Genomic DNA, 23,418 nt, shown 5'->3' with positions numbered 1-23,418 from the left:
GCGCTTTTTTGCGCATGTCTCACGTTGGCGTAACATCGGCCTGCCTCATGACGCAATCTTCTCCGTTCCTTCGCCTCGGTACCCGGGGCAGTGCCCTTGCGCTCGCGCAGGCCTATGAAACCCGCCGCCGGCTCGCCGCCGCGCATGGCGTGCCCGAGGACGACATCCGGATCGACATCATCAAGGTGATCGGCGACCAGATCCTCGACCGCGCGCTGTCCCAGGCGGGCGGCAAGGGCCTGTTCACCAAGGAGATCGAGGACGCGATGCTGGCGGGCCAGATCGACATCGCGGTGCACTCCTCCAAGGATCTGCCCACCGTGCTGCCGCCCGGCCTGATGCTGCCGGCCTTCCTGCCGCGCGAGGACGTCCGCGACGTGCTGATCAGCCGCGTGCCGGGCGGGCTTGCCGGCCTGCCGCAGGACGGCAAGGTCGGCTCGGCCTCGCTGCGCCGGCAGGCGATGGTCAAGCGCACCCGGCCCGACCTCGACGTGTCGCTGCTGCGCGGCAATGTCGAGACGCGGCTGCGCAAGGTCGCCGAGGGCGCCGTCGACGCCACGCTCTTGGCGCTGGCGGGCCTGAAGCGCCTCGGCCTGATCGACCGGCTGCCCGCGGGCGTCACCGCCACGATCATCGAGGCCGACGACTTCATCCCGGCGGTCGGCCAGGGCGCCATCGCCATCGAGTGCCGCGAGGACGACAGCCGCACCCGCGAGCTGATGGCGGCGATCAACGCGCCGGCGACCGAGCGGGCGCTGGCCGCCGAGCGCGCCTTCCTGCACGAGCTCGACGGCTCCTGCCGCACGCCGATCGGCGGCCACGCCACGGTCACCGGCGACCGGCTGTCGTTCGCCGGCATCATCCTGATGCCGGACGGCACCGAGGCCCACGACACCACCCGCGAGGGATCGGTGACCGAGGCCGCCGCCCTTGGCGCCGACGCCGGCCGCGAGCTGCGCGGACGGGCGGGCCCCGCATTCTTCGCCGCCTTGGCCGGGGCCTGAGGCGATGCGCCTGCTGGTCACGCGGCCGGAGCCCGGGGCCAGCCGGACCCGGGCCGCGCTTGCGGCCCACGGCCACGAGGCGCTGCTCGATCCGTTGATGACCATCGTGCCGGTGGCGCCGTCGCCGCCGGCCAACCGCTTCGACGCCGTGGCGCTGACCAGCGTCAACGGCGCCCGGGCTGCGGCCGAATTGGCCTGGGTGTTCTATTCGGGCCTGCCGGTGTTCACCGTCGGCCGCCGCACCCGCGAGGTGGCGATCGGCGCCGGCTTCACCGACGTCACGTCGGCCGAGGGCGACGTTGGCGATCTGGCGGACATGCTGGCCAAATGCCTGATTCCCGGCGAGCGGGTGCTGTGGCTGGCCGGCGAGGACCGGGCCGGCGATCTGGCCGCCGAGCTGGCACCGCGCGGCATCGCCGTCGAAACTGTTGTGGCTTACCGCGCAGAACCGGCCCAACATCTCGCCGAGGCCACGCTCGCGGCGTTGTCAGCGGGACGAATCGACGGAATACTGCACTACTCCCGCCGAAGCTGCGAAACTCTGCTGGCGGCGGGCATCCGTGACGGCGTTTATGATGCTGTCGTGGGGCTGCAACATTATGCGCTGTCGCCGAGGGTGGCCGAGCCGCTGGTGGCGAGCGGCGCGGTTGTGCGCATCGCAGCGACACCGGACGAAGGCAGTCTGCTCGACCTGTTGCCCTTCGGACGACAAGCGGGTGACGCGTGCGACGTGACACGTGGGAGGACGGCGATGGCATCACAAGCAACCGACGACGTGCCGAACAGGCCCGGGCAGACGCCCACCGAACCGGCCCCCAAGACCGAGACCGAAGCGATCGAGACGGACGCGGCGAGCGCCAAGGCGACGAGCGCCTTGGAGACGATCCCGTCGTCGGCGGACGACACGCGCAAGGCGGCCGCCGGACCGGCGGAAATCGAGGTCGCAGCCATCGAGATCGCCGAGACGTCCGCCTCGCCGGCCGGCGAGGCCCCGGTTGCCGCGGAGGCCAAAGCGCCGGAGACGTCCGAAGAGACGAAGGCGCTGGAAGCTCCGGCACAGGAAGGCTCGGCGCAGGAGACGCAGGAAACGAAGGCGCAAGACACGAAGGCGCAAGACACGGAGGCGCAAGACACGGAGGAGCCGGAGTCGAAGGCGCCGGAGGCCAAACAGCCCGTTTCCGCCCCGCCCCCGTCGCGCGGCCGCGGCGGCGCCATCGTCGGCGGCACCTTCGCCGGCCTGCTGGCCGGCGCCGTGGCGGCCGGCGCCCTGACCTACACCGGCATCCTGCCGCCGCTCGGCGCCGATCCCGGCCCGCTCCTGGAGGCCCAGGCCCGCCTGCAGGCGACCGAGGCCCGCCTCAGCGCCCTCGAAAGCCGGCCCGAGCCGGCGCCTGCCCCCGCCCCGACGGCACCGGCCGAGCCGGACCCGGCGATCGTCGCCAAGCTCGACCAGGTCGAGGTGCTCGCCACCCGCATCGCCGAGCTGGAACGCGCCGCCCAGGCACTGTCGCGGCTCGACGCCCGCATCGCGGCGCTGGAGACCCAGGCGCGCGAGACTGAATCGGCCCCGGCGGCCGGCCAGCCGGCCGGCGACGACACCCGCGTCAGCGCCCTGCAGACCCAGGTCAAGGGCCTGGAGACCAAGATCGACGGCGCCGCCCACGGCGCCGAGGAGGCGATCCGGCTGGCGACCACGGCGGGCGAGGCGGCCCAGCGGGCCGCCGCCGCCGCCACGCCGCTGCCCGACCAGCTCGCCGCGATCGACCGCAAGCTCGCCGAGCTGTCGAGCCTGCCCGGCCGGGTGGTGGCGCTCGACCAGCGCCTGCAGCTCGCGGCGGCGCCGAGCCGGATGATCGCCTGGCCGGTGGCGCTCGGCGCGCTGCGCACCGCGCTTGACGAAGGCCGCCCGTTCCGCGCCGAGTACGACGCGGCGATGGCGCTGGCCGGGCCGGGCTATGAGCGGCTCAAGGCCATCGACGGTGTCGCTGCCAGCGGCGTGCCGACGCTGCGCCAGGTGCAGGGCCGGTTCGACGATCTGGTGAGCCAGCTTCTGTCGAACGTGCCCCGCGACGAGCCGGCCAACGACATCGGCGCTGTGCTGAACAAGCTGGCGCGCAGCGCCGAAGGGCTGGTGCGCTTCCGGCCGACCCCCGGCATGGACGGCGAGACGCCGGCGGCACTCGTCGGCCGCGTCCAGTCCCAATTGTCGCGCGGCGATCTTGCCGGCGCGATCGCCACGGTCGGCCAGTTGCCGCCCGATCTCGTCAAGATCGCAACGCCATGGCTGCAGATCGCCAAGACCCGGCTCGACGCCGACCGTCTCCTGGCCGAGCTGACCGACCAGGCCCTCGCCGCCCTGGCGCGCACCGGCGGCTGACACCAGGAGACGCGCCATGATCCGCCTCGTATTGTTCCTCTTCGTCCTGGCCGGGATCGCCTTCGGCGCCGGCTGGCTGGCCGACCGGCCCGGCATCGTCGCCGTCCAGTGGCAGGGCTGGGAAATCGAGACCTCGGTGCTGTTCGCCGCGGTGGCCCTGGTGACGGTGGTGCTCGCCGCCGGCATCCTGTGGTCGATCGTCTCGACCCTGTTCAACCTTCCAGGCCTGATGTCGTCCTCGGTCTCCGAGCGGCGGCGGGCCCGCGGCTTCTCGGCGCTGTCGCGCGGCATCGTCGCCGCCGGCGCCGGCGATCCCAAGACGGCGCGCCGGGCGGCCGCCGAGGCCGAGCGCCTGCTCGGCAACGAGCCGCTGACGCTGCTGCTGCGGGCCCAGGCGGCCCAGCTCAGCGGCGACCAGGGCGCGGCCGAGGCGGCCTTCCACGAGATGGCCGCCAACAAGGAAACCCGCCTGCTCGGCCTGCGCGGCCTGTGGATGGAGGCGCAGCGCCGCGACGACGCCACCGCCGCCCGCGCCTATGCCGAGACCGCGGCCGGCGAGGCGCCTGGGCTGCCCTGGGCGGCGCAGGCCGCGCTCGACACGCGCGCGGCAAGCGGCGACTGGTCGGGCGCGCTGGCGCTGCTCGATCGCAACAGCCGCAGCGGCATCGCCGACCGCAACTCGGCCAAGCGCCTGCGGGCTGTGCTGCTGACCGCCGATGCGATGGCCAAGCAGGAGAGCGACCCGGAGGTGGCGCGCGAGCGCGCGGTCGAGGCCGTCAAGCTGGAGCCGACGCTGGTGCCGGCGGCGGTGCTGGCCGGGCGCATGCTGGGCCGGACCGGCGAGCTGCGCCGGGCCTCCAAGATCCTCGAGACCGCGTGGCGCGAGACGCCGCACCCCGAGATCGCCGAGGCCTATATGCGGCTGCGCGACGGCGACGGCCCGCGCGACCGGCTGGAGCGTGCGCGCATGCTGCAGCGGCTGGCCCCGGCCGGGCACGCCGAAGGCGCGCTCACGGTGGTGCGCGCCGCGCTCGACGCGCAGGACTTCGCCACCGCGCGCGGCGCCATCATCCACCTGATCCAGGAGCCGACCCAGCGGGCGTGCCTGCTGATGGCGGAGCTGGAAGCGGCCGAGCATGGCGACGTCGGCAAGGCCCGCGAATGGGCGGCCCGCGCCGTCCGCGCCAAGCGGGATCCGTCCTGGGTGGCGGACGGCTATGTCTCCGAACGCTGGCTGCCGATCTCGCCGGTCACCGGCCGCATCGACGCCTTCGAGTGGAAGGTGCCGCCGATCGAGCTCGGCGGCCCGATCCTGGAGCACGAGATGGAGACCGCCTTCACGGTGGTCGAGGCCGCCGCCAGCGCCCACCTGCCGGGGGTCGACGCCGTGGCAGCGGCACCGGCCGAGCGGACGCCCAAGGCGGCCCCCGCGCCGATCCTGGCGCCGGCCGCAACGCTTGAGGTGGACGAGACCCGCCCCCTCGCCGACACGACCGCGGACGTCGGAGAGGCGACGGAGGTGGAGATTGAGCCCGCGGCCGAGCCGCGGCTGCGGGCCTGAGCGCCCTTCGCCGGACCGTACTTCGCCGGCCGGCGCCCTCAGTCCGGCGTCTCGATCTGGCGGCGCGGCCGGGTCGGGAACTTCGGGTCACAGACCCCTGGCCGGATGCCCGGCTGCATATTCGAACCATCGAACAGAACCGCCTCGCTTGAAAAAGCGGGGCGGTTCGTTTAAGCCGGCTCGGCTGCCGCAATAGCTCAGCTGGTAGAGCACATCATTCGTAATGATGGGGTCGGGGGTTCGAATCCCTCTTGCGGCACCAGTTTTCCGAAAACCTCCACCCGATCAGCAAAACTCTGTCCGATCAACGCCGGGCGCGTGGCGCCCCTTGGCCGGCGTGCCATTTCGCGCGGCGGCCCGGCCGGCCGTCGCGTTCAGAGCCAGCTTGCAGGGCGGACGTGCAGAACCGATTGGCGGCTGCTCGTGGGGCCGCCGGTCACGCCACGGCGCGGCGGCGCGGCCGCGCATTGCGCTCGAAGAACAGCGCCTGGCTGATCACCGCCGCCGCATGGTTGGGCCGGAACGGCTTGGCGATCAGGAAGGCGGGCTCCGGCCGCTCGCCGGTGAGGAAGCGCTCGGGGTAGGCGGTGATGAACACCACCGGCACCTCGGCCTTCATCAGGAGGTCGTTGACGGCGTCGAGCCCCGAACTGCCGTCGGCGAGCTGGATGTCGGCCAGGATCAGGCCCGGCCGCCGCCCCGCGGCGAGCTTCACCGCCTCGTCGCGCGTGCGCGCCACGCCCAGCACGCGGTGGCCGAGCGATTCCACCAGCGCCTCGAAGTCGAGCGCGATCAGCGGCTCGTCCTCGATGATCAGCACGTCGGTGGCAATGTCCTCGGCGAGTTCGCGCCCGGCGCTGTCCAAGAGGTCGCGGAAGGCCGAGCGGTCGACGCTGAGAATGCGCGCACCTTCCTCCTCGCTGAAATTCTCCAGGCTGACCAGAAGGAAGGCCTGGCGCGGCAGCGGCGTGAGCTGGCGCAGCCGCGCCTCGCCGGGCGTGGCGGCCGCGGCCTCCTGCGCGTGGTTGACCGACAGCGAGTTCCAGATCCGGCTGAAGATGCGGAACAGCTCGACCTTGGTGTCGGACGCCTTGCTCAGTTGCGGGGCGTTCGCCAGCAGGGCCTCCAGGGTCGCCGCCACATAGGCGTCGCCACCCGACTGATCTCCCGTGACCGCACGCGCATACCGCCGAAGATAGGGCAGACTCATCGCGACCAGTTCGGCTGTCGTCATGACGCGGACCCCCAACTCAATGCCGACGGGCGCAAATCGTACGCCCCCGTTTTCAAAACGCCTGCATCCGAAAAATGTTCCCGTCAGGGAACCGAACTCGGCATTCGGCGTTAATTCGAGAGGCATGGGACCGCATCTCGGAGGACCGCATCGAGAACCGTCCGTCGAGCCGAGGTGCTGAAGGCCGATTATCAGTAAAGCATCGGGTACGGTAAGTACTGTGGCGTAGCGTCGCGCGAACTTGCGATGAAGAAGAGGACTGACATGGCGCAAAAGAGGGCGAGGGAGGTCGCGGAAGACGTGGTTCCCGGACATGTGCCACCCGCGCCTCCACGGCTGGACCGCAATGCACAGGCGCGATTGGGCGAGCAGTTGCGCGCGATGTACGACGATCTTCTTCAGCAACCGATACCGGATCGGTTCATCGATCTCTTGAAGGACCTCGACGACATCGAAAAGGGGAAGAGTACCGGGAAGGGAACGACTGGATGACCATTGACGCATCGATGCGCGATGCCCTTCTTGGCGCCGTCCCCAGCCTGCGTGCCTTTGCGATCTCATTGTCCGGCAACGTCGACCGGGCGGATGATCTCGTGCAGGAAACGCTGGTGCGCGCGCTCTCGCACATCGACAGCTTCCAGCCGGGTACCAATCTGAACGCGTGGCTGTTCACGATCCTGCGCAACCTTTTTCATTCCGAATACCGCAAGCGCCGCCGGGAGGTCGAAGACGCCGACGGCGTCTATGCCGCGCGCCTGTCCACCCAGCCCGAACAGGGCGCCCGCCTCGACCTCGAAGACTTCAAGACGGCGCTCGCCCGCCTGCCGCCCGACCAGCGCGAAGTGCTGCTGCTGGTCGGCGCCTCCGGCTTCTCCTACGAGGAGGCCGCGGAAATCTGTCAATGCGCCGTCGGCACCATCAAGAGCCGGGTCAATCGCGCCCGCACGCGCTTGGCCCAGCTCCTCGCGGTCGAAAGCGTCGACGATCTCGGACCGGACGACCAGACCCGCGCCGCGCTGCAGGCGACCGGCTGAGGACTCGGGCCGTCCGCGCGCGGAAACGTGATCTCCCGGCCGCCAATGGCGCGGGCAATTCGGGTCCAGCCCCTCAAATGTTTCACTTGGCCTTAATGGGCTCGGAACCGTCCGGAGCGTCCGGCGTTTGGTTCGCACCGTCCCAAACAGGAGTGCGTGGAATGGAAGCGAGCGTGAAGGTCAAGCGCGGCTTTGCGGCGATGGATAGCCAGACGCGGCGCGAGATCGCTCGCAAGGGCGGACAGAGCGTCCCGCCGGAAAAGCGAGTCTTCGCGAGGGATCGGTCTCTCGCAACTTCGGCAGGCCAGAAGGGCGGGCGCAGCGTCGACCCCGCCAACCGGTCCTTCTCCCAGGATCGGGAGCTTGCCTCCGATGCCGGCCGCAAGGGCGGCCGCAAGCGCGCCGGCAGCCATCACTGACCCCTGCCCGCCCGCGTCCCCGACCTCACAACCGGCGGGGGCGGGCGGGAGGAAAGCGGCTCGGCGCGAGACGAAATCCGGCCCCTCGGGCCGGATTTTCGTTTGATGCCGGCTCCACGTGATGCGGTGGAAACGACGTCTACGGTTTCCGGCCGATCCCTTCGGGATACCGGAAACGGCCTCGCCGAAAATCCCTTGTTCGGCAACGGGATTTTCGGCGATCGGAATACGGCTCGAAGGCCTTGCAGGCCGGAGAACCGTATCACTCGCCCGCGAAGGCCATGTCGTCGCGGTGGATCATCTCGGTGCGGCCGGAAAAGCCGAGGATCGTCAGGATGTCCTCGGACGAGCGGCGCAGGATCTTGGCGGCGTCCTCGGCGTCGTAGGCGACGAGGCCGCGCGCCACCTCGGCGCCGTCGGGTCCGCGCACGATCACCGCGTCGCCGCGGGCGAACGCCCCCTCGATCCGGATCACCCCGGCCGGCAGCAGCGACTTGCCGCGCTTGAGCGCGGCGCGGGCGCCGGCATCGATGAAGAGCGTGCCCTTGGGCTCCAGCGAGCCGGCAATCCATTTCTTGCGGGCGGTCACCGGATTGGCCGGCGTCAGGAACCACGTCGCCCGCGCCCCCTGCTCGATGGCGCGCAGCGGGTTCGGCACCCTTCCCGAGGCGATGAGGAGGTGGGCGCCGCCCGAGGTGGCGATCTTGGCGGCCTCGATCTTGGTGCGCATGCCGCCGCGCGACAGTTCCGAGCCGACATCGCCGGCCATCGCCTCGATCTCGGCGGTGATCCGCGGCACCACCGGGATGAAGCTGGCGGTGGGATCCTGCCGCGGCGGAGCGGTATAGAGCCCGTCGATGTCAGACAGCAGCACCACGAGGTCGGCGGACGCCATGGTGCCGACGCGCGCCGCCAGGCGGTCGTTGTCGCCGTAGCGGATCTCGGTGGTGGCGACGGTGTCGTTCTCGTTGATCACCGGCACCGCGCCGAGTTCCAGGAGCTTGTCGAGGGTGTTGCGGCCGTTGAGATAGCGCCGCCGCTCTTCCGTATCGCCCAACGTGAGCAGGATCTGGCCGGCCTTCATGCCCTCCGCCGCCAGCATCTCCGACCACACCCGCGCCAGGGCGATCTGGCCGACCGCGGCGGCGGCTTGGCTTTCCTCCAGCTTGAGCGGGCCGCGGCCGAGCCGCAGCACGGTGCGGCCGAGCGCGATGGCGCCCGACGACACCACCATGAGATCGGCACCGCGCCGGTGCAGCATGCCGAGATCGGCGGCGAGCGAGGCGAGCCACTCGGTGCGCGGCACCCCCTCCTTGGGATCGACCAGCAGCGCCGAGCCGACCTTGATCACGATGCGGCGGAACGCCGCGAGCTGGGGCGCGGGCGGGGATTTGGCGGGCTGGGGCGAGCACATGACTGCGGACGGGATTTGAAGTGGACGCGGGTCAGGACCGCGCGGCTGTCGCACGGGTCAGGCGGGTTGGCAACCGGCAACTGGCGGACCCGCGCGATGCCGCTGGCGCAGCCGCGGCGCCACCCCGCGTGCAAGGGGTGTCACGGCTGCCAGCCCTCCATCTCGGGCTCGTCCTCCTCCACGTCGATCGCCTTGGCGTCGGCAATCACCGCCGCCAGCGCCCTGAGCGCCTCGGCGACGCCGGTGCGGGACTGGGAGGACAGCACCAGCGGCGTGCGCTTGGCGGCGCGCTTCAGCCGCGCCACCTGCTCCTTCAGCGTGTCGGGGTCGAGCGCATCGGCCTTGGACAGCGCCACCACCTCGGGCTTGTCGGCGAGCCCGCCGCCATAGAGCTGGAGCTCCTTCCTCACCGCCTTGTAGGTCTTGCCGGCATGCTCGGTGGTGCCGTCGACGAGGTGCAGCAGCACCCGGCAACGCTCGATGTGGCCAAGGAAGCGGTCGCCAATGCCGACGCCCTCGTGGGCGCCCTCGATCAGGCCGGGAATGTCGGCGATCACGAACTCGCGCTCGTCGACGCGCGCCACGCCGAGATTGGGGTGCAGGGTGGTGAAGGGATAGTCGGCGATCTTCGGCCGCGCCGCCGACACCGCGGCGAGAAAGGTCGACTTTCCCGCATTGGGCAGGCCGACCAGCCCGGCGTCGGCGATCAGCTTCAGCCGCAGCCAGATCCAGCGCTCCGGCCCCACCTCGCCGGAATTGGCCCGGCGCGGCGCGCGGTTGGTGGAGGTGGTGAAGCGCATGTTGCCGAAGCCGCCATTGCCGCCCTTGAGCAGCACCACCTGCTGGCCGACTTCGGTGAGGTCGGCCAGCAGCGTCTCCTTGTCGTCGTCGAACACCTGGGTGCCGACCGGCACCCGCAGCACGATGTCCTTGCCGCCGGCGCCGTGGCGCTGCTTGCCCTTGCCGTTCTCGCCGCGCTGGGCCTTGAAGTGCTGCTGGTAGCGATAGTCGATCAGGGTGTTGAGGCCATCGACGCAGGCGATGACGACGTCGCCGCCGCGGCCGCCATCGCCGCCGTCCGGCCCGCCGAACTCGATGAACTTCTCGCGGCGGAACGAGGCGCAGCCGTTGCCGCCGTCGCCCGCCTTCACGTACACCTTGGCCTGATCGAGGAATTTCATCGAATTCTACGGGTTGGTCGCGTTGTCGTCCCGGACGGCGCGACGCGCCGAGCCGGGACCGTTTGCAGGAAAGAGGGCCGTTGTGACGACGGTCCGGCTCGCGCGGCTGTCGCCGCCTAGCCCGGATGACGTTCCAGTGTTGTGACTTAGCCCAGCCGGGGGCCGGAAGCGAGACCGCCTCCCTCCGAACCGGAGAGAGGCGGCCCAAATCACGCCAGCCAGCTCACGACAGCTTTCTCACGCCGCCTGGATCGACGGCCCCTCGGTGAGCGGCATGGCGCCCCAGGCGCGCAAAGACGCCCAGGTCTTGCGGTCGAGCCGGAAGCGGTCGACCGGCACCGAGGCGCCGAGCGCCTTGACCCGCACCAGGCCGACGCCGGTCCACTGGAAGCCGCATTTCTCGAGCACGCGGCGCGAGGCGGCGTTGGTGACGCGCGCTGCCGAGGTGATCTCGGGCAGGCTAAGGCGCGTGAAGGCAAAATCGATGATTGCGCGGGCGGCCTCGGTGGCAACGCCGGCATTGCGATAGGGCGCACCCAGCCAATAGCCGAGGTGCATCGCGCCATCGAGGCGGTTCAAGCCGCACGCGCCGGCGAACGTGTCGCGATGCTTCGGATAGATGCCGAAGGTCGCGCCATCGTCGTCCGGACCCGCAAGCTGGGCGATCCAGGCCTCGGCGTCCTGTTTTCGATAGGGATGCGGAATCAGGGCCGTGTTGACGGCCACGGCAGGATCGTCGGCCATCGCCGCGATCGCAGCCGCGTCCTCAAGACGCGGCGTGCGAAGCACCAGCCGCTCGGTCTCGAGGACGGGGAGACAGATCTCGCCTGGCAGGCGGATTTCGCAGGATCTTTCGAGAGTCATCGGACGGGTCCTTCCGTAGTTGAATGCGAAAGGGGAGCCGGCACCCCGGTCTCCCCTTGCGATCGACCCGTCTTGTCTTTTTGGGTCCGCCGGTTCGACTGGTGCCGACGGACCCCTGATCTTGGTGTCCGTCTATTCTGCCGCCTTCATCGTCGCAATGACGGATACGAAGGTGCGGCCGTTCGCTTTCGTACGGTAGGCGACGTGGCCGGTGGCGGTGGCAAAAAGCGTATGGTCCTTGCCAATGCCGACATTGTCGCCCGCGTGCCACTTGGTGCCACGCTGACGGACGATGATGTTGCCGGCGAGCACGGCTTCGCCGCCGAACTTCTTCACGCCGAGGCGTTGGGCGTTCGAATCGCGCCCGTTGCGCGACGAGCCGCCTGCTTTTTTGTGTGCCATAACCGGTCTCCCGGAGATCGTATTCGACTAAAGGGGAATCGCGACGAACATATGTTCGTCAGGCGGCGGTCGCGGTGCGGATTTCGGTAATCCGGACCAGCATCAGATCCTGACGGTGGCCCCGCTTGCGCCGGGAATTCTTGCGACGGCGCTTCTTGAAGGCGATGACCTTTGGTCCGCGCGTCAGCTCCACCACTTCGGCGGCAACCACGGCGCCCGCGACGGTCGGCGCGCCGACCGTGGTTTCGCCCTCGCTGCCCACCAGCAGCACTTCGGAGAACGTCACCGTTTCTCCGGCTTCGGCCTCAAGTCGTTCGATCTCAAGGGTATCGTTGGGGGCGACGCGGTATTGTTTGCCGCCCGTTTTAATGACCGCGAACATCGTTTTGTCCCGTGTTCCATCCCGGCCTGGAGGGCCGGCTTCTTGGCGATCGTTGAAAGGTCAGGGTGAATCGCGGCGCGCGCAGAACACACGCCGCCGAAGGGCGACATCTACACGGCGGCGCGCGCCGAAGTCAAGGATCGACGGCGTCAGTCCAGCAGCGCGAACTGCAGGATCAGCGTCCGCTGCAGGAAGCTGAAATTGTCGTCGGAGATCATCGTCAGGATGGTCTCGCCGGCCGCGTTGGTGTGCACCGCCAGCCCCTCCATATTGTCGATCTGCCGGCCGCGGCCGGCGGTCATCAGCACCTCGCCGTCGACCATCGCGCCGGGCCCGATCGCCGCGAGCGGGATCCGCCGCACCCGCATCGATACCCCGCGCAGCAGCGAGTAGTGGCGCTCCAGCACGAGGAGGTCGTTGCCGGCGAGCGCGGCGTCGGTGACCGAGAAGTCGTCGGAGCGCTTGACGCGGAAGGTGGCGAAGCGCGCCCCACGGATGATGAAGCCCAGTGAATCGGCCTCGCCGGTTTCGCCGGTCTCGGTGATGCCGATCAGGCTGCCGGCCAGCGCGCTGCCGGTGCCGGCGAGATCGCGCGGCACCGCGACCAGCGCCTCCAGGCCGCTGTTTCGCGGCATCTTCTTCAGCGCCGAGGGCACCGGCCGGGGCATGCCGCGCGCGGCGAACGGCGCGCCCGAGCAGTCGTAGCGGCGGATTTCGTGCACGCGCTCGATGCCGACGTAACAGGCCGTCCCGTCGACCGCCAGCGACTCGACGTCGGCACGGCCGATCCGGGCCAGCGTCTCGCCGGCCGAGCCGCGCATCGCCGCGATCTTCACGTCGCCGAGGCCGCTGAGCCGGCCGTTCGCGGTGTCGAGCCGGCCGGTCAGCCACACGCCGGCGTCGGAGACGGCGAGGATGCGCTCGCCCGAAGCATCCAGGCGCAGCGCCGACCAGCCGCCGAAGGCGGGACTGTCGGCCGACAGTTCCAGCCCGCCGCGAAATTCCAGCCGGCCAAAGCGCTTCCGCTCGGGCTCGCCTGGATCGAAGCTGGCGATCGGCGTCGCCTGCACCGCCAGCGCCACCGGCTCGACCGGCAGCGCCTTGGGCTTGGCAACGGCGGTGGCGGCGAACGGCAGCGCCGCCACGACCACCGCCGCGGCGATCAGACTGCGAAATCGAGCCCTCATGCTGCGCGCCTGCCCTTGCGGCCGGGGCGCGGCTCGGGCCGCGCCATGTCCTCGTCGAACAGTTCGGCCAGCTTGTCGGTCATCGCGCCCCCCAGCTCCTCAGCGTCGACGATGGTCAGCGCCCGGCGATAGTAGCGCGTCACGTCGTGGCCGATGCCGATGGCGATCAATTCGACCGGCGAGCGGGTCTCGATCTCCTCGATGATCCAGCGCAGATGCCGCTCCAGATAGTTGCCGGGATTGACCGACAGCGTGGAGTCGTCGACCGGGGCGCCGTCCGAGATCATCATCAGGATCTTGCGGTTCTCCGGCCGCGCCAAGAGCCGCTCGTGCGCCCAGGCCAGCGCCTCGCCGTCGATATTCTCCTTGAGCAGGCCCTCGCGCATCATCAGGCCGAGATTCTTGCGCGCCCGCCGCCAGGGCGCATCGGCCGACTTGTAGACGATGTGGCGCAGGTCGTTGAGCCGGCCGGGCGCGGGCGGCTTGCCGGCGGCGAGCCACGCCTCGCGCGACTGCCCGCCCTTCCAGGCCCGGGTGGTGAAGCCGAGGATCTCGACCTTGACGCCGCAGCGCTCCAGCGTGCGGGCCAGAATGTCGGCACAGGTCGCCGCCACCGTGATCGGCCGGCCGCGCATCGAGCCGGAATTGTCGATCAAGAGCGTCACCACGGTGTCGCGGAAGCGCGTGTCCCGCTCCATCTTGAACGACAGCGGGTGCATCGGGTCGATGATGACGCGCGCCAGGCGCGCCGGATCGAGCAGGCCCTCTTCGAGGTCGAAGTCCCAGCCGCGGTTCTGCTGGGCGAGCAGCCGCCGCTGCAGCCGGTTGGCGAGCCGCGCCACCACGCCCTGCAGGTGCGACAGCTGCTTGTCGAGATAGCTGCGCAGCCGGTCGAGCTCCTCGGCGTCGCACAGATCCTCGGCGTGCACCGTCTCGTCGAACTTGCCGGTGAACGGCCGGTAGTCCGGCCCGCGGACCTCGTTGGGCAAGGCATGGCGGGGGCGGCGCGGCTCGCCGGCATCCTGGGCCTCGCCCGCGTCGGTCTCCTCCGGCAGATCGCAGGCCGGCGCCTCGTCCAGCTCGCTGGTGCCGTCGGGCAGGTCGTCGGCGCCGAGGTCGCCGGTGCGCTCGCTCGCCCCTTCGGCGCTCTCGCCCGTCTCGTCCTGGCTGTCTTCCTCGTCGTCGCGCTGGTCGTCGTCGCCCGCATCCTCGCTGTCGTCGGGCTCGGTGTCGCGGCCCTCGGCCATGTCGAGCTGGGCCAGCAGGTCGCGCACCGTCTCGGCGAAGCGCCGCTGGTCGTCGATGCGGCCCGCGAGCTTGTCGAGGTCGCGGCCGGCGCGCTCCTCCACGAAGTCGCGCCACAGCGCGACCAGCCGGTCGGCGCCGGCGGGGGGTGGACGGCCGGTCAGCCGTTCGCGCACCAGCATGGCCAGCGCGTCGGCCAGCGGCGCGTCCGCCCGGTCGGAGATGTCGGCATAGGGGCCGCGGCGGTAGCGTTCCTCCAGCATGGCGGCGAGGTTGCCGGCCACGCCGGCCATGCGCCGTGCCCCGATCGCCTCGACGCGCGCCTGCTCCATCGCCTCGAACACCGCGCGCGCCTCGCGCTCCTCCGGCGCCAGCCGGCGGTGGACGGCGGGGTCGTGGCAGGCCAGCCGCAGGGCGACCGAATCGGCGTGACCGCGCACCACCCCGGCATCGAACGGCGTCATCTTGCGCGGCGGCTCGGGCAGCCGCACCCGGCTGCCGGCGAGGCTCGGCCGCTCGGCGGCGAAGCCGACATCGATGTCCGAACGCCGGGCGATCGCCTTCAGGCAGGACTCGACCGCCCGCTTGAACGGCTCTGTCGGCGCCTCGCGCGCGCCGGCCTTGCTGCGGTTCGAGCCGCCCGCCGTCCGCGATTCGCTGGCCATGGCCCCGTCCCTAACCCGCCATCATGACAGCGCGACGTTCACCGCCGATTCGGGCAGGTCCTGGCCGAAGCAGCGCTGGTAGAACTCGGCGACCAGCGGCCGCTCCAGCTCGTCGCACTTGTTGAGGAAGGTGACGCGGAAGGCGAACGCCAGTTCCTGGAAGATGTCGGCATTCTCGGCCCAGGTGATCACCGTGCGCGGGCTCATCACCGTCGAGAGGTCGCCATTCATGAAGGCGTTGCGGGTGAGGTCGGCCAGCCGCACCATCTTGCCGATGGTCTCGCGGCCCTTCTCGGTGCGGAAGGACTTGGCCTTGGCCAGCACGATCTCGACTTCCTTGTCGTGCGGCAGATAGTTCAGCGTGGTGACGATCGACCAGCGGTCCATCTGCGCCTGGTTGATCTGCTGGGTGCCGTGATAGAGGCCGGTGGTGTCGCCGAGCCCGATGGTGTTGGCGGTGGCGAACAGCCGGAACGACGGGTGGGGGCGAATGACCCGGCTCTGGTCGAGCAGCGTCAGCCGGCCGGAGGATTCCAGCACCCGCTGGATGACGAACATCACGTCGGGGCGCGCGGCGTCGTACTCGTCGAACACCAGCGCGACATTGTTCTGGTAGGCCCAGGGCAGGATGCCGTCGCGGAACTCGGTGACCTGCTGGCCCTCCCGGATGACGATGGCATCCTTGCCGATCAGGTCGATGCGGCTGATGTGGCTGTCGAGATTGACGCGCACGCACGGCCAGTTGAGCCGCGCCGCCACCTGCTCGATATGGGTCGACTTGCCGGTTCCATGGTAGCCGGCGACCATGACGCGGCGATTGTGGGCAAAGCCGGCAAGGATCGCCAGCGTGGTCGTGCGGTCGAACACATAGTCGGTGTCGAGGTCCGGCACGTGGTCCTCGGGCTCGGAATAGGCCGGCACTTCGAGATCGCTGTCGATCCCGAACACCTGCCGGACCGACACTTTCATGTCGGGGAGGGGGGCGGTGGACGCGCTGACGTTCATGAACCACTTCCTTGCCGCGGGCGCGATCGGGGGCGGTGGCCCGCTCGCGGGCTCGCGCCCCGAGGCGCCACCTTGAAATCTAGAGCATCAAATCCAGAGCATTAGATCTAGAGGATCAGATCTAGAGGATTCCTGGGCCCGATGGAACCGGACCGGACGCCCTAAGTTTTTGAGTTGTCGCGCCTTCTATCGCAAACCTGCATTCTGCTCGTGCGGAAAACGCGCGCAACCGGGCCCCAGCGGAACACCCCCCGCGATCAGCAGAGGCCGGCCCCCTTCAGATAATTGTAAGCGGAGATGATGTCACGGAGCCTGTCCTCGGAGGAGGTGTCTCCGCCATTGACGTCGGGGTGGTGGCGCTTGGCCAGCGTCTTGAACCGCGCCTTGATCTCCTCGCGCGTGGCGTCGACATCGAGGTCGAGCGCGGCCAGCGCCTTGCGCTCGCCATTGCGGATGGTGCGCCCGCGCGCCTTGGGCTGCGGCGCCTCGGCCGGGCGGGCGCCGAACACCCGGAACGGGTCGCCGAAGGCGAACTCGCCGGCCTCGAAGGCGGCCTCCGCCTTGTGCGCGCTGGCATGGACGCCGTTGACGCCCATCTTCCAGGTCGGGCGGTGGCCGGTGACCGCGGCCTTCTGCCAGGCGGCCACCTCGTCGTCGCTCATGCCGGCGAAGTAATTGTAGGACTGGTTGTATTCGCGCACATGGTCGAGGCAGAAGTGCAGATACTCGCCGTCGCGGCCGCGGCCCTTCGGCGCACGGTGCGTGCCGGCCGCCTGGCAGCCGGGCCACTGGCACACGGCCGCCCGCGCACGCACCACCGGCTCCTCGGCGGTGCGCTTGACGCGGATGCGATCGAACAAAGGCGAGTTCAGTTTCATTGCGAGATTATGCGGATGGGACCGACTTCAAACAAGGATGGCCGTCCGGATTGACGCCGCGCGCTCGCCGCCCTTACGCATAGCACATGACCTTTGCCGAACGCATCGAATCGAAGCTTCGGGCCGCGCTGGCGCCCAGCGAGCTGCGCGTCGACGACGACTCCGACCGGCACGCCGGGCATGCCGGCAGCCGGACGGAGGGCGAGACGCACTTCCGAATTTATATCGTGGCCGAGGCCTTCCGCGGAAAGAGCCGCGTCGCACGTCACCGCATGGTGAACGATGCGTTGCGCGACGAGTTCGCCGAGCGCATCCACGCCCTCGCGATCCACGCCGCGGCACCCGGCGAGTAGGCGCCGCGGGCCACGCGGCCGACGCGGCGGCGGCTACTTCGCCAGCGCCTTCTCGACCTCCGGCATCAGCGTGGTCTTGAGCGTGTCCGGCATGATCGGGCCGATGAACTTGTAGCGGATGGTGCCGTCGCGGCCGATCACGAAGGTCTCCGGCACGCCATAGACGCCCCAGTCGATGCCGGTGCGCCCGCTCTGATCGGCGCCGATGGCCACATAGGGATTGCCGAAACGCTCCAGGAAGCGGCGGGCGTTGTCGGCCTTGTCCTTGTAGTTTAGGCCGTAGAGCTTGATGCGCGGATCCTTGCCGAGCTCGACGAGCTGCGGATGCTCCTCGCGGCAGGGAACGCACCAGGAGGCCCAGACGTTCACCAGCGTGACTTGGTCCTTGAGCGTGCCGGAGCTGAAGCCCGGCAGGCCCGTTCCCTCCAGCGGCTCCAGCGCGAAGGCCGGCACCGGCTTGCCGATCAGGGCCGACGGGATCTTGGACTTGTCGCCCGAGAACAGGCCGAACCAGAACAGCAATGCCAGCGCCACGAACAGGCCGAGCGGCAGCATCGCCAGCTTGAGCCGGTGCGGCGCGGCCTCCGGCGCCGCCGGGGCGGGTTCAGGCGCAGGCGCGGGCGTCTGCTTGGCCTCGGGCGTTACGGGCGCGGGCGTGGCATCGGCGCCGGGCTTCGGGGTCTCGGACTCGCTCATGGCACGCCGGCTCCTTCAAGCACCGCCGGCGTCGGCGCAGCCGGGCGCCGGCGGGCATTGGCCGCCTGCTCCAGGGCCGCGAGCTGACGGCGCTGGCTGCGGTAGTCGATCATCACCCAGGCAATCAGGCCGAGGGTGACCAGCCCGGCGGCAGCCCAGGCGAGTTGAATGAACAGCGCATGCGGTCCGAGGTCGATCATGACGGGGAACTCACGCGGTGGCGCCGCGCTGGGCGGCAAGGATGCGTAGCGTGCGCACACGCCGGCGCAGGATTTCGTTGCGCATGGCGGAAAGATGCAGCGCCACGAACAGGGCGGTCGCGCCGATCGCCATGATCAGCAGCGGCGTCAGGATCGAGGAATGGATGGTCGGGCCGCCGAGCCGGATCACCGACGTCGGCTGATGCAGCGTGTTCCACCAGTCCACCGAGAACTTGATGATCGGGATGTTGACCGCCCCCACCAGCGTCAGCACCGCCGCGGCGCGCCCGGCCCGGCCCGGATCCTCGACCGTGCGCCACAGCGCGATCAGGCCGAGATAGATCAGGAGCAGCACCAGGGTGGAGGTCAGCCGCGCGTCCCACACCCAATAGGTACCCCACATCGGCCGGCCCCACAGCGCGCCGGTGACGAGGCACAGCAGGGTGAAGGCGGCGCCGATCGGCGCCGCCGCCTTCTGCGACACGTCGGCCAGCGGGTGCTTCCACACCAGGGTGCCGAGCGCCGACAGCGTCATCACCACGTAGCAGGCCATGCCCAGCCACGCCGAGGGCACGTGGATGTAGAGGATGCGGACGGTGGCGCCCTGCTGGTAGTCCTCGGGTGCCACGAAGAACGCGAGATAGATGCCGACGGCCAGCAGGCCGGCAGCCAGCACCCCGGCGATGGGAATCGCCGCACGGGCAAAGGCGAGAAACCGCGTCGGATTGGCCAGATCGATGAGCGCCATGGGGCGGGCTTTTAGCGGGAGTGCCCGGCCCCCGCAATGCGCTGACGCAAGGACCAGCGAATCCACGTAGGCCGCGATCCGATCAATCGAGGCCGGCGCGGATGGCGGCCCCGGCCGCGATCGGTCCCAGGACGAGGCTGCCCAGCGACAGCGCGCACAGGATGGTGAAGGGCGCGCCGAACGGCAGGCCGCCGGTCACCGCCGCGTTGGAGGCCGAGATGCCGAAGATCAGGATCGGGATCGACAAGGGCAGGATCAGCACCGCCACCAAGAGGCCGCCGCGGCGCAGTGTCACGGCCAGGGCGGCGCCGACCAGGCCGATGAAGGTGAGCGCCGGCGTGCCGACCAGCAGCGTCAGCACCACCGCGCCGATGGCCAGCGGCTCCAGGTTGAGCAGCAGCGACAGCACCGGCGCCGCCAGCACCAGCGGCAGGCCGGTGGCGATCCAGTGGGCGAGGCCCTTGGCGGCGGCGACCAGCTCCAGCGGCGTGCGCGCGGTGAGCAGCAGGTCGAGCGTACCGTCCTCCTGGTCCTGGGCGAACAGCCGGTCGAGCGCGAGCAGGCTCGCGAGCAATGCGCCGATCCACAGGATGGCCGGGCCGATGCGCCGCAGCAGATTGAGGTCGGGGCCGATGGCGAACGGCATCACCACCACCACCGCGAGGAAGAACAGCACGCCGACGAAGGCGCCGCCGCCGACCCGGACGGCGAGGCGCAGATCGCGCACGACGAGAGCGATGAGCGCGGTCATGACACGGTGTCCCCGGCGAGCCTGAGTTCGTCATAGGCCAGCGCCAGCGGCTGGTGGGTGGCCGCCACCACCAGCCCGCCGGCGGCGAGATGCGCGGCGATCAGCTCGAACAGCCGGCCCTGCGAGGCGACGTCGAGCGCGGTGGTCGGCTCGTCGAGCAGCCACAGCGGCCGGTGGACGACAAGAAGGCGGGCGAGCGCCAGCCGCCGCCGCTGGCCGGCGGAGAGATACTGCGCCGGCAGCTCCGCAAGCTTGCCCAGCGCCACCCGGTCGAGCGCATCGTCGCGCGACAGGCCGCTATCGCCGCCGAGCGCGGCGATCCAGAAATCGAGATTCTCGGCCACCGTGAGCGCCGGCTTCAGCGCGTCGAGATGGCCGAGATAGTGCGCCTGCTCGCCGACCGAAAGCTCGCCGTCGCCGCCCTCCAGCGTGAGCGTCCCGGCGGCGGGGCGCACCAGCCCGGCGATGAGCCGCAGCAGCGAGGACTTGCCCGCGCCGTTCGGCCCGACCAGCGCCAGCGTGCGGCCGCCGTCGAGCGAGAACGACACGTCGCGGAACACCTCGCGGCCGCCGCGTTCGCAGGTGAGGCGCTCGCCGACGAGGCGACAGGGTGACGGCATGAGGTGCGAGACCGGATGACGGAGCAATGGACGGGACGGAACCAACACCACGCCGGCCCGGCCGGCGCAAGAGGCGTGAGAGGCGGTGCAGCAGAAGCGGCGGCTTGGCGGGCCGTGCCCGCTCGCTGATTCGCGCAATTGCGCGTGGCCTCTCGCGCGTGCGGAATGGAGGCGCTATAAGCCGCTGTGCCCTGGCATCTATCCGCGCGACCACCCGGTTTTCGTTTGACCGGCGGCCGGTCGGCGAGCCTGCGCGGCACGCCAGATCACCTGCACGCGGGAACGGCTTTCACCATGACTTCGCTCGACAGTTTCAAGTGCCGCAAGACTCTCACCGTCGGCACGAAGACCTACGTCTATTTCAGCCTCAAGGCCGCCGAGAAGAACGGCCTCAAGGGTATTTCCCGCCTGCCGTTCTCGATGAAGGTGCTCTTGGAAAACCTGCTGCGCTTTGAGGATGGGCGCACGGTGACCAAGGACGACATCAAGGCGATGGCCGACTGGCTGAAGTCCAAGGGCAAGTCCGAGCGCGAGATCGCCTTCCGCCCGGCGCGCGTCCTGATGCAGGACTTCACCGGCGTGCCGGCGGTGGTCGATCTGGCGGCGATGCGCGACGCCATGGCCACGCTCGGCGGCGATGCCAAGAAGATCAATCCGCTGGTGCCGGTCGACCTCGTCATCGACCATTCGGTGATCGTCGACAATTTCGGCACGGCGCGCGCCTTCAAGCAGAATGTCGAGCTTGAGTATCAGCGCAATGGCGAGCGCTATCGCTTCCTCAAATGGGGCCAGTCGGCGTTTGCCAATTTCTCGGTGGTGCCGCCCGGCACCGGCATCTGCCACCAGGTCAATCTGGAATATCTCGCCCAGACGGTGTGGACGAAGAAGGAGAAGGTGCTCAAGCGCGGCAAGGCCGCCTCGGTCGAGGTCGCCTATCCCGACACGCTGGTCGGCACCGACAGCCACACCACTATGATCAACGGCCTGGCCGTCCTGGGCTGGGGCGTCGGCGGCATCGAGGCGGAGGCCGCGATGCTGGGCCAGCCGATCTCGATGCTGATTCCCGAGGTGGTCGGCTTCCGCCTCACCGGCAAGATCCGCGAGGGCGTCACCGCCACCGACCTCGTGCTGACGATCACCCAGATGCTGCGCAAGAAGGGCGTGGTCGGCAAGTTCGTCGAGTTCTTCGGCCCCGGCCTCAACGGGCTGACGCTGGAGGACCGCGCCACGATCGCCAACATGGCGCCCGAATACGGCGCCACCTGCGGCTTCTTCCCGGTCGACGAGGACACGCTGCGCTATCTCGGCGACACCGGCCGCAAGCCGGGCCGCGTCGCGCTGGTCGAGAAATACGCCAAGGCCCAGGGGCTCTACCGCACCCGCGCCACGCCCGAGCCGGTGTTCACCGACACGCTGGAGCTCGACCTCGCCACCGTCGAGCCCTCGCTCGCCGGCCCCAAGCGGCCGCAGGACCGGGTGCTGCTGTCGGACGTGAAGGCCGGCTTCGCCAAGGCGATGGAGACCGAGTTCAAGCGGCCGGGCGAGGAGGACAAGGCGGCGCCGGTCGAGGGCGCGCCGTACGAGCTGCACCATGGCGACGTGGCGATCGCCGCCATCACCTCCTGCACCAACACCTCCAACCCGTACGTGATGATGGCCGCGGGCCTCGTCGCCCGCAACGCGGTGGCGCGGGGGCTCAAGTCCAAGCCGTGGGTGAAGACCTCGCTGGCACCCGGCTCGCAGGTGGTGGCCGAATATCTCACCGCCTCCGGCCTGCAGAAGGACCTGGACAAGATCGGCTTCAACCTCGTCGGCTTCGGCTGCACCACCTGCATCGGCAATTCCGGCCCGCTGCCCGAGCCGATCTCGAAATCGATCAACGACAACAAGCTGGTGGCCGCGGCGGTGCTGTCGGGCAACCGCAACTTCGAGGGCCGGGTGAACCCCGACGTGCAGGCCAACTACCTCGCCTCGCCGCCGCTGGTGGTGGCCTATGCGCTGGCCGGCTCCGTCACCAAGGATCTCACCACCGAGCCGCTCGGCACCGCCAAGGACGGCACGCCGGTATTCCTCAAGGACATCTGGCCGACCCAGCGCGAGGTCGCGGCACTGGTGCGCAAGTTCGTCACCAAGAAGATCTTCAAGGCCAAGTACGCCGACGTGTTCAAGGGCGACGCCCACTGGCGCAAGATCAAGGTCACCGGCGGCCTCACCTACGCCTGGGAGAACGCCTCGACCTACGTGCAGAACCCGCCCTACTTCACCGAAATGGGGACGGAGCCGAAGCCGATCACCGACATCGAGACGGCGCGGGTGCTGGGTCTGTTCCTCGATTCGATCACCACCGACCACATCTCGCCGGCCGGCTCGATCAAGGCCGCCTCGCCGGCCGGCAAGTACCTCACCGCCAACGGCGTCGCGGCGATCGACTTCAACCAGTACGGCACCCGCCGCGGCAATCACGAGGTGATGATGCGCGGCACCTTCGCCAACATCCGCATCAAGAACCAGATGCTGGGCGGCAAGGAAGGCGGCCTGACCATCCACTATCCGGATGGCGAGGAGATGCCGATCTATGACGCGGCGATGCGCTATCGTGACGAGGGCGTGCCGCTGGTGGTGTTCGCCGGGCGCGAATACGGCACCGGCTCCTCGCGCGACTGGGCGGCCAAGGGCACCAACCTGCTCGGCGTGCGGGCGGTAATCGCCCAGTCGTTCGAGCGCATCCACCGCTCCAACCTCGTCGGCATGGGCGTGCTGCCGCTGATGTTCCAGGAGGGGACATCCTGGCAGACCCTCGGGCTCAAGGGTGACGAAACCGTCACCATCAAGGGCCTGGAGACGGGGCTGAAGCCCCGCCAGACCCTGACCGCGACCATCACGCGGGGCGACGGCACGAGCTTCGACGTAGCCCTGCTGTGCCGGATCGACACGCTCGACGAGCTCGAATACTTCAAGAACGGCGGCATCCTGCACTACGTGCTGCGCGGCCTCGCGGCGTAATCGCGGCTCCGGCCGCCGAGGCCGGAGCGTCGCGCCCCGATGGCCGAACCCGGCCACCGCCCCCCCCCGGGGGGGGGGGGGGGGGGGCCCGGGGGCCCCCCCCCCCCCCCCCCCGCGCGGCGGGTGAGGGGTGCCTCTTCCAGCGTTCGCCCGTATGCACCCCTCACCCGGCTCGACCTCGCTTCGCTCGGTCTC

At 70.0% G+C, this 23,418-nt stretch carries 23 protein-coding genes and 1 tRNA gene; 9 read left to right on the top strand and 15 right to left on the bottom strand.

Annotated features, from left to right (window positions below; all coding sequences use genetic code 11):
• The first annotated feature begins 47 nt into the window (after window positions 1-47).
• The 4 genes from hemC to F1193_RS01125 all read left to right on the top strand — a co-directional run bounded on the left by hemC (window position 48) and on the right by F1193_RS01125 (window position 5,204).
• The gene (gene hemC, locus F1193_RS01140) at window positions 48-1,004 is read left to right on the top strand and encodes a hydroxymethylbilane synthase (protein WP_150095839.1); all 957 of its coding nucleotides are present in this window, start codon (window positions 48-50) and stop codon (window positions 1,002-1,004) included.
• A 4-nt stretch (window positions 1,005-1,008) separates the two neighbouring features.
• Window positions 1,009-3,381: a uroporphyrinogen-III synthase gene (locus F1193_RS01135; protein WP_150095838.1), complete on the top strand. Its 2,373-nt coding sequence runs from the start codon at window positions 1,009-1,011 to the stop codon at window positions 3,379-3,381.
• Between the two features lie 16 nt (window positions 3,382-3,397).
• Window positions 3,398-4,942 (top strand): heme biosynthesis protein HemY, encoded by a 1,545-nt coding sequence (locus F1193_RS01130; RefSeq protein WP_150095837.1) that lies wholly within the window; start codon window positions 3,398-3,400, stop codon window positions 4,940-4,942.
• Window positions 4,943-5,128: 186 nt separating this feature from the next.
• Window positions 5,129-5,204, top strand: a tRNA-Thr gene (locus F1193_RS01125).
• A gap of 174 nt (window positions 5,205-5,378) precedes the next feature.
• Here F1193_RS01125 and F1193_RS01120 read toward each other — a convergent pair.
• Window positions 5,379-6,176 carry a response regulator gene (locus F1193_RS01120; protein WP_150095836.1) on the bottom strand — a complete coding sequence of 266 codons (798 nt, stop codon included), beginning with the start codon at window positions 6,174-6,176 and terminating at the stop codon, window positions 5,379-5,381.
• Window positions 6,177-6,440: 264 nt separating this feature from the next.
• On the opposite strand from F1193_RS01120, the gene F1193_RS01115 reads away from it, so the two are divergent.
• The 3 genes from F1193_RS01115 (at window position 6,441) to F1193_RS01105 (ending at window position 7,629) form a co-directional block, all read left to right on the top strand.
• Window positions 6,441-6,668: a NepR family anti-sigma factor gene (locus F1193_RS01115; RefSeq protein ID WP_170263242.1), complete on the top strand. Its 228-nt coding sequence runs from the start codon at window positions 6,441-6,443 to the stop codon at window positions 6,666-6,668.
• Window positions 6,665-7,210, top strand: a complete 546-nt coding sequence (locus F1193_RS01110; protein WP_150095835.1) for a sigma-70 family RNA polymerase sigma factor — start codon at window positions 6,665-6,667, stop codon at window positions 7,208-7,210. The genes F1193_RS01115 and F1193_RS01110 overlap by 4 nt, the downstream gene beginning before the upstream one ends.
• Window positions 7,211-7,371: 161 nt before the next feature.
• Window positions 7,372-7,629: a con-10 family general stress protein gene (locus F1193_RS01105; RefSeq protein ID WP_150095834.1), complete on the top strand. Its 258-nt coding sequence runs from the start codon at window positions 7,372-7,374 to the stop codon at window positions 7,627-7,629.
• Between the two features lie 262 nt (window positions 7,630-7,891).
• Here F1193_RS01105 and proB read toward each other — a convergent pair whose 3' ends face one another.
• The 9 genes from proB to F1193_RS01060 form a co-directional block, all read right to left on the bottom strand.
• Complete coding sequence (gene proB / locus F1193_RS01100; protein WP_150095833.1) at window positions 7,892-9,043, bottom strand: glutamate 5-kinase; 1,152 nt, start codon at window positions 9,041-9,043, stop codon at window positions 7,892-7,894.
• 140 nt (window positions 9,044-9,183) lie between these two features.
• Entirely contained in the window at window positions 9,184-10,224 is a 1,041-nt protein-coding gene (gene obgE, locus F1193_RS01095) for a GTPase ObgE (RefSeq protein WP_150095832.1), read from the bottom strand.
• A 237-nt stretch (window positions 10,225-10,461) separates the two neighbouring features.
• Window positions 10,462-11,088, bottom strand: a complete 627-nt coding sequence (locus F1193_RS01090) for a GNAT family N-acetyltransferase (protein ID WP_150095831.1) — start codon at window positions 11,086-11,088, stop codon at window positions 10,462-10,464.
• A 132-nt stretch (window positions 11,089-11,220) separates the two neighbouring features.
• A complete protein-coding gene (gene rpmA / locus F1193_RS01085; RefSeq protein ID WP_150095830.1) occupies window positions 11,221-11,490 on the bottom strand; it encodes a 50S ribosomal protein L27 in 270 nt (89 codons plus the stop codon).
• A gap of 58 nt (window positions 11,491-11,548) precedes the next feature.
• Complete coding sequence (gene rplU, locus F1193_RS01080; protein WP_150095829.1) at window positions 11,549-11,872, bottom strand: 50S ribosomal protein L21; 324 nt, start codon at window positions 11,870-11,872, stop codon at window positions 11,549-11,551.
• 149 nt (window positions 11,873-12,021) lie between these two features.
• Window positions 12,022-13,059, bottom strand: a complete 1,038-nt coding sequence (locus F1193_RS01075; RefSeq protein WP_150095828.1) for an esterase-like activity of phytase family protein — start codon at window positions 13,057-13,059, stop codon at window positions 12,022-12,024.
• Window positions 13,056-14,969, bottom strand: coding sequence for a cobaltochelatase subunit CobT (gene cobT / locus F1193_RS01070; RefSeq protein WP_150095827.1), 1,914 nt, complete (start codon window positions 14,967-14,969; stop codon window positions 13,056-13,058). Before cobT ends, F1193_RS01075 begins: the two co-directional genes overlap by 4 nt.
• A 21-nt stretch (window positions 14,970-14,990) precedes the next feature.
• Entirely contained in the window at window positions 14,991-15,974 is a 984-nt protein-coding gene (gene cobS / locus F1193_RS01065; RefSeq protein ID WP_150095826.1) for a cobaltochelatase subunit CobS, read from the bottom strand.
• 257 nt (window positions 15,975-16,231) lie between these two features.
• The gene (locus F1193_RS01060; RefSeq protein ID WP_150095825.1) at window positions 16,232-16,852 is read right to left on the bottom strand and encodes a J domain-containing protein; all 621 of its coding nucleotides are present in this window, start codon (window positions 16,850-16,852) and stop codon (window positions 16,232-16,234) included.
• An 86-nt stretch (window positions 16,853-16,938) separates the two neighbouring features.
• Here F1193_RS01060 and F1193_RS01055 point away from each other — a divergent pair, with 86 nt between their 5' ends.
• Complete coding sequence (locus F1193_RS01055) at window positions 16,939-17,205, top strand: BolA family protein (RefSeq protein WP_150095824.1); 267 nt, start codon at window positions 16,939-16,941, stop codon at window positions 17,203-17,205.
• A 33-nt stretch (window positions 17,206-17,238) separates the two neighbouring features.
• On the opposite strand, the gene F1193_RS01050 is transcribed toward F1193_RS01055, so the two are convergent.
• From F1193_RS01050 to ccmA, 5 genes are all read right to left on the bottom strand, one after another.
• Complete coding sequence (locus tag F1193_RS01050; RefSeq protein ID WP_246164068.1) at window positions 17,239-17,760, bottom strand: DsbE family thiol:disulfide interchange protein; 522 nt, start codon at window positions 17,758-17,760, stop codon at window positions 17,239-17,241.
• Between the two features lie 137 nt (window positions 17,761-17,897).
• Window positions 17,898-18,101, bottom strand: a complete 204-nt coding sequence (gene ccmD / locus F1193_RS01045) for a heme exporter protein CcmD (RefSeq protein ID WP_246164054.1) — start codon at window positions 18,099-18,101, stop codon at window positions 17,898-17,900.
• Between the two features lie 10 nt (window positions 18,102-18,111).
• The gene (locus tag F1193_RS01040; protein ID WP_150095822.1) at window positions 18,112-18,849 is read right to left on the bottom strand and encodes a heme ABC transporter permease; all 738 of its coding nucleotides are present in this window, start codon (window positions 18,847-18,849) and stop codon (window positions 18,112-18,114) included.
• 82 nt (window positions 18,850-18,931) lie between these two features.
• The gene (ccmB, locus tag F1193_RS01035) at window positions 18,932-19,600 is read right to left on the bottom strand and encodes a heme exporter protein CcmB (RefSeq protein WP_150095821.1); all 669 of its coding nucleotides are present in this window, start codon (window positions 19,598-19,600) and stop codon (window positions 18,932-18,934) included.
• Window positions 19,597-20,220, bottom strand: coding sequence for a heme ABC exporter ATP-binding protein CcmA (gene ccmA / locus F1193_RS01030; protein ID WP_150095820.1), 624 nt, complete (start codon window positions 20,218-20,220; stop codon window positions 19,597-19,599). The genes ccmB and ccmA overlap by 4 nt, the downstream gene beginning before the upstream one ends.
• A 294-nt stretch (window positions 20,221-20,514) precedes the next feature.
• Here ccmA and acnA point away from each other — a divergent pair, with 294 nt between their 5' ends.
• Window positions 20,515-23,223, top strand: a complete 2,709-nt coding sequence (gene acnA, locus F1193_RS01025; protein WP_150095819.1) for an aconitate hydratase AcnA — start codon at window positions 20,515-20,517, stop codon at window positions 23,221-23,223.
• Window positions 23,224-23,418 lie beyond the last annotated feature (195 nt).

Origin of the sequence: Blastochloris sulfoviridis (genome assembly GCF_008630065.1) — a bacterium.
Taxonomy (GTDB): Bacteria; Pseudomonadota; Alphaproteobacteria; order Rhizobiales; family Xanthobacteraceae; genus Blastochloris; species Blastochloris sulfoviridis.
This window is presented reverse-complemented; position numbering and strand designations above follow the sequence as displayed.

Excerpts from the sequence above, each read along its gene's own strand:
- rpmA (WP_150095830.1), bottom strand. The coding sequence starts at position 11,490 with ATGGCACACAAAAAAGCAGGCGGCTCGTCGCGCAACGGGCGCGATTCG.
- ccmA (WP_150095820.1), bottom strand. The coding sequence starts at position 20,220 with ATGCCGTCACCCTGTCGCCTCGTCGGCGAGCGCCTCACCTGCGAACGC.
- F1193_RS01135 (WP_150095838.1), top strand. The coding sequence starts at position 1,009 with ATGCGCCTGCTGGTCACGCGGCCGGAGCCCGGGGCCAGCCGGACCCGG.
- F1193_RS01050 (WP_246164068.1), bottom strand. The coding sequence starts at position 17,760 with ATGCTGCCGCTCGGCCTGTTCGTGGCGCTGGCATTGCTGTTCTGGTTC.
- F1193_RS01060 (WP_150095825.1), bottom strand. The coding sequence starts at position 16,852 with ATGAAACTGAACTCGCCTTTGTTCGATCGCATCCGCGTCAAGCGCACC.
- rplU (WP_150095829.1), bottom strand. The coding sequence starts at position 11,872 with ATGTTCGCGGTCATTAAAACGGGCGGCAAACAATACCGCGTCGCCCCC.
- F1193_RS01055 (WP_150095824.1), top strand. The coding sequence starts at position 16,939 with ATGACCTTTGCCGAACGCATCGAATCGAAGCTTCGGGCCGCGCTGGCG.
- F1193_RS01090 (WP_150095831.1), bottom strand. The coding sequence starts at position 11,088 with ATGACTCTCGAAAGATCCTGCGAAATCCGCCTGCCAGGCGAGATCTGT.
- F1193_RS01110 (WP_150095835.1), top strand. The coding sequence starts at position 6,665 with ATGACCATTGACGCATCGATGCGCGATGCCCTTCTTGGCGCCGTCCCC.
- F1193_RS01040 (WP_150095822.1), bottom strand. The coding sequence starts at position 18,849 with ATGGCGCTCATCGATCTGGCCAATCCGACGCGGTTTCTCGCCTTTGCC.
- F1193_RS01115 (WP_170263242.1), top strand. The coding sequence starts at position 6,441 with ATGGCGCAAAAGAGGGCGAGGGAGGTCGCGGAAGACGTGGTTCCCGGA.
- ccmB (WP_150095821.1), bottom strand. The coding sequence starts at position 19,600 with ATGACCGCGCTCATCGCTCTCGTCGTGCGCGATCTGCGCCTCGCCGTC.
- cobS (WP_150095826.1), bottom strand. The coding sequence starts at position 15,974 with ATGAACGTCAGCGCGTCCACCGCCCCCCTCCCCGACATGAAAGTGTCG.
- acnA (WP_150095819.1), top strand. The coding sequence starts at position 20,515 with ATGACTTCGCTCGACAGTTTCAAGTGCCGCAAGACTCTCACCGTCGGC.
- F1193_RS01075 (WP_150095828.1), bottom strand. The coding sequence starts at position 13,059 with ATGAGGGCTCGATTTCGCAGTCTGATCGCCGCGGCGGTGGTCGTGGCG.
- hemC (WP_150095839.1), top strand. The coding sequence starts at position 48 with ATGACGCAATCTTCTCCGTTCCTTCGCCTCGGTACCCGGGGCAGTGCC.
- F1193_RS01120 (WP_150095836.1), bottom strand. The coding sequence starts at position 6,176 with ATGACGACAGCCGAACTGGTCGCGATGAGTCTGCCCTATCTTCGGCGG.
- F1193_RS01130 (WP_150095837.1), top strand. The coding sequence starts at position 3,398 with ATGATCCGCCTCGTATTGTTCCTCTTCGTCCTGGCCGGGATCGCCTTC.
- cobT (WP_150095827.1), bottom strand. The coding sequence starts at position 14,969 with ATGGCCAGCGAATCGCGGACGGCGGGCGGCTCGAACCGCAGCAAGGCC.
- proB (WP_150095833.1), bottom strand. The coding sequence starts at position 9,043 with ATGTGCTCGCCCCAGCCCGCCAAATCCCCGCCCGCGCCCCAGCTCGCG.
- ccmD (WP_246164054.1), bottom strand. The coding sequence starts at position 18,101 with ATGATCGACCTCGGACCGCATGCGCTGTTCATTCAACTCGCCTGGGCT.
- obgE (WP_150095832.1), bottom strand. The coding sequence starts at position 10,224 with ATGAAATTCCTCGATCAGGCCAAGGTGTACGTGAAGGCGGGCGACGGC.
- F1193_RS01105 (WP_150095834.1), top strand. The coding sequence starts at position 7,372 with ATGGAAGCGAGCGTGAAGGTCAAGCGCGGCTTTGCGGCGATGGATAGC.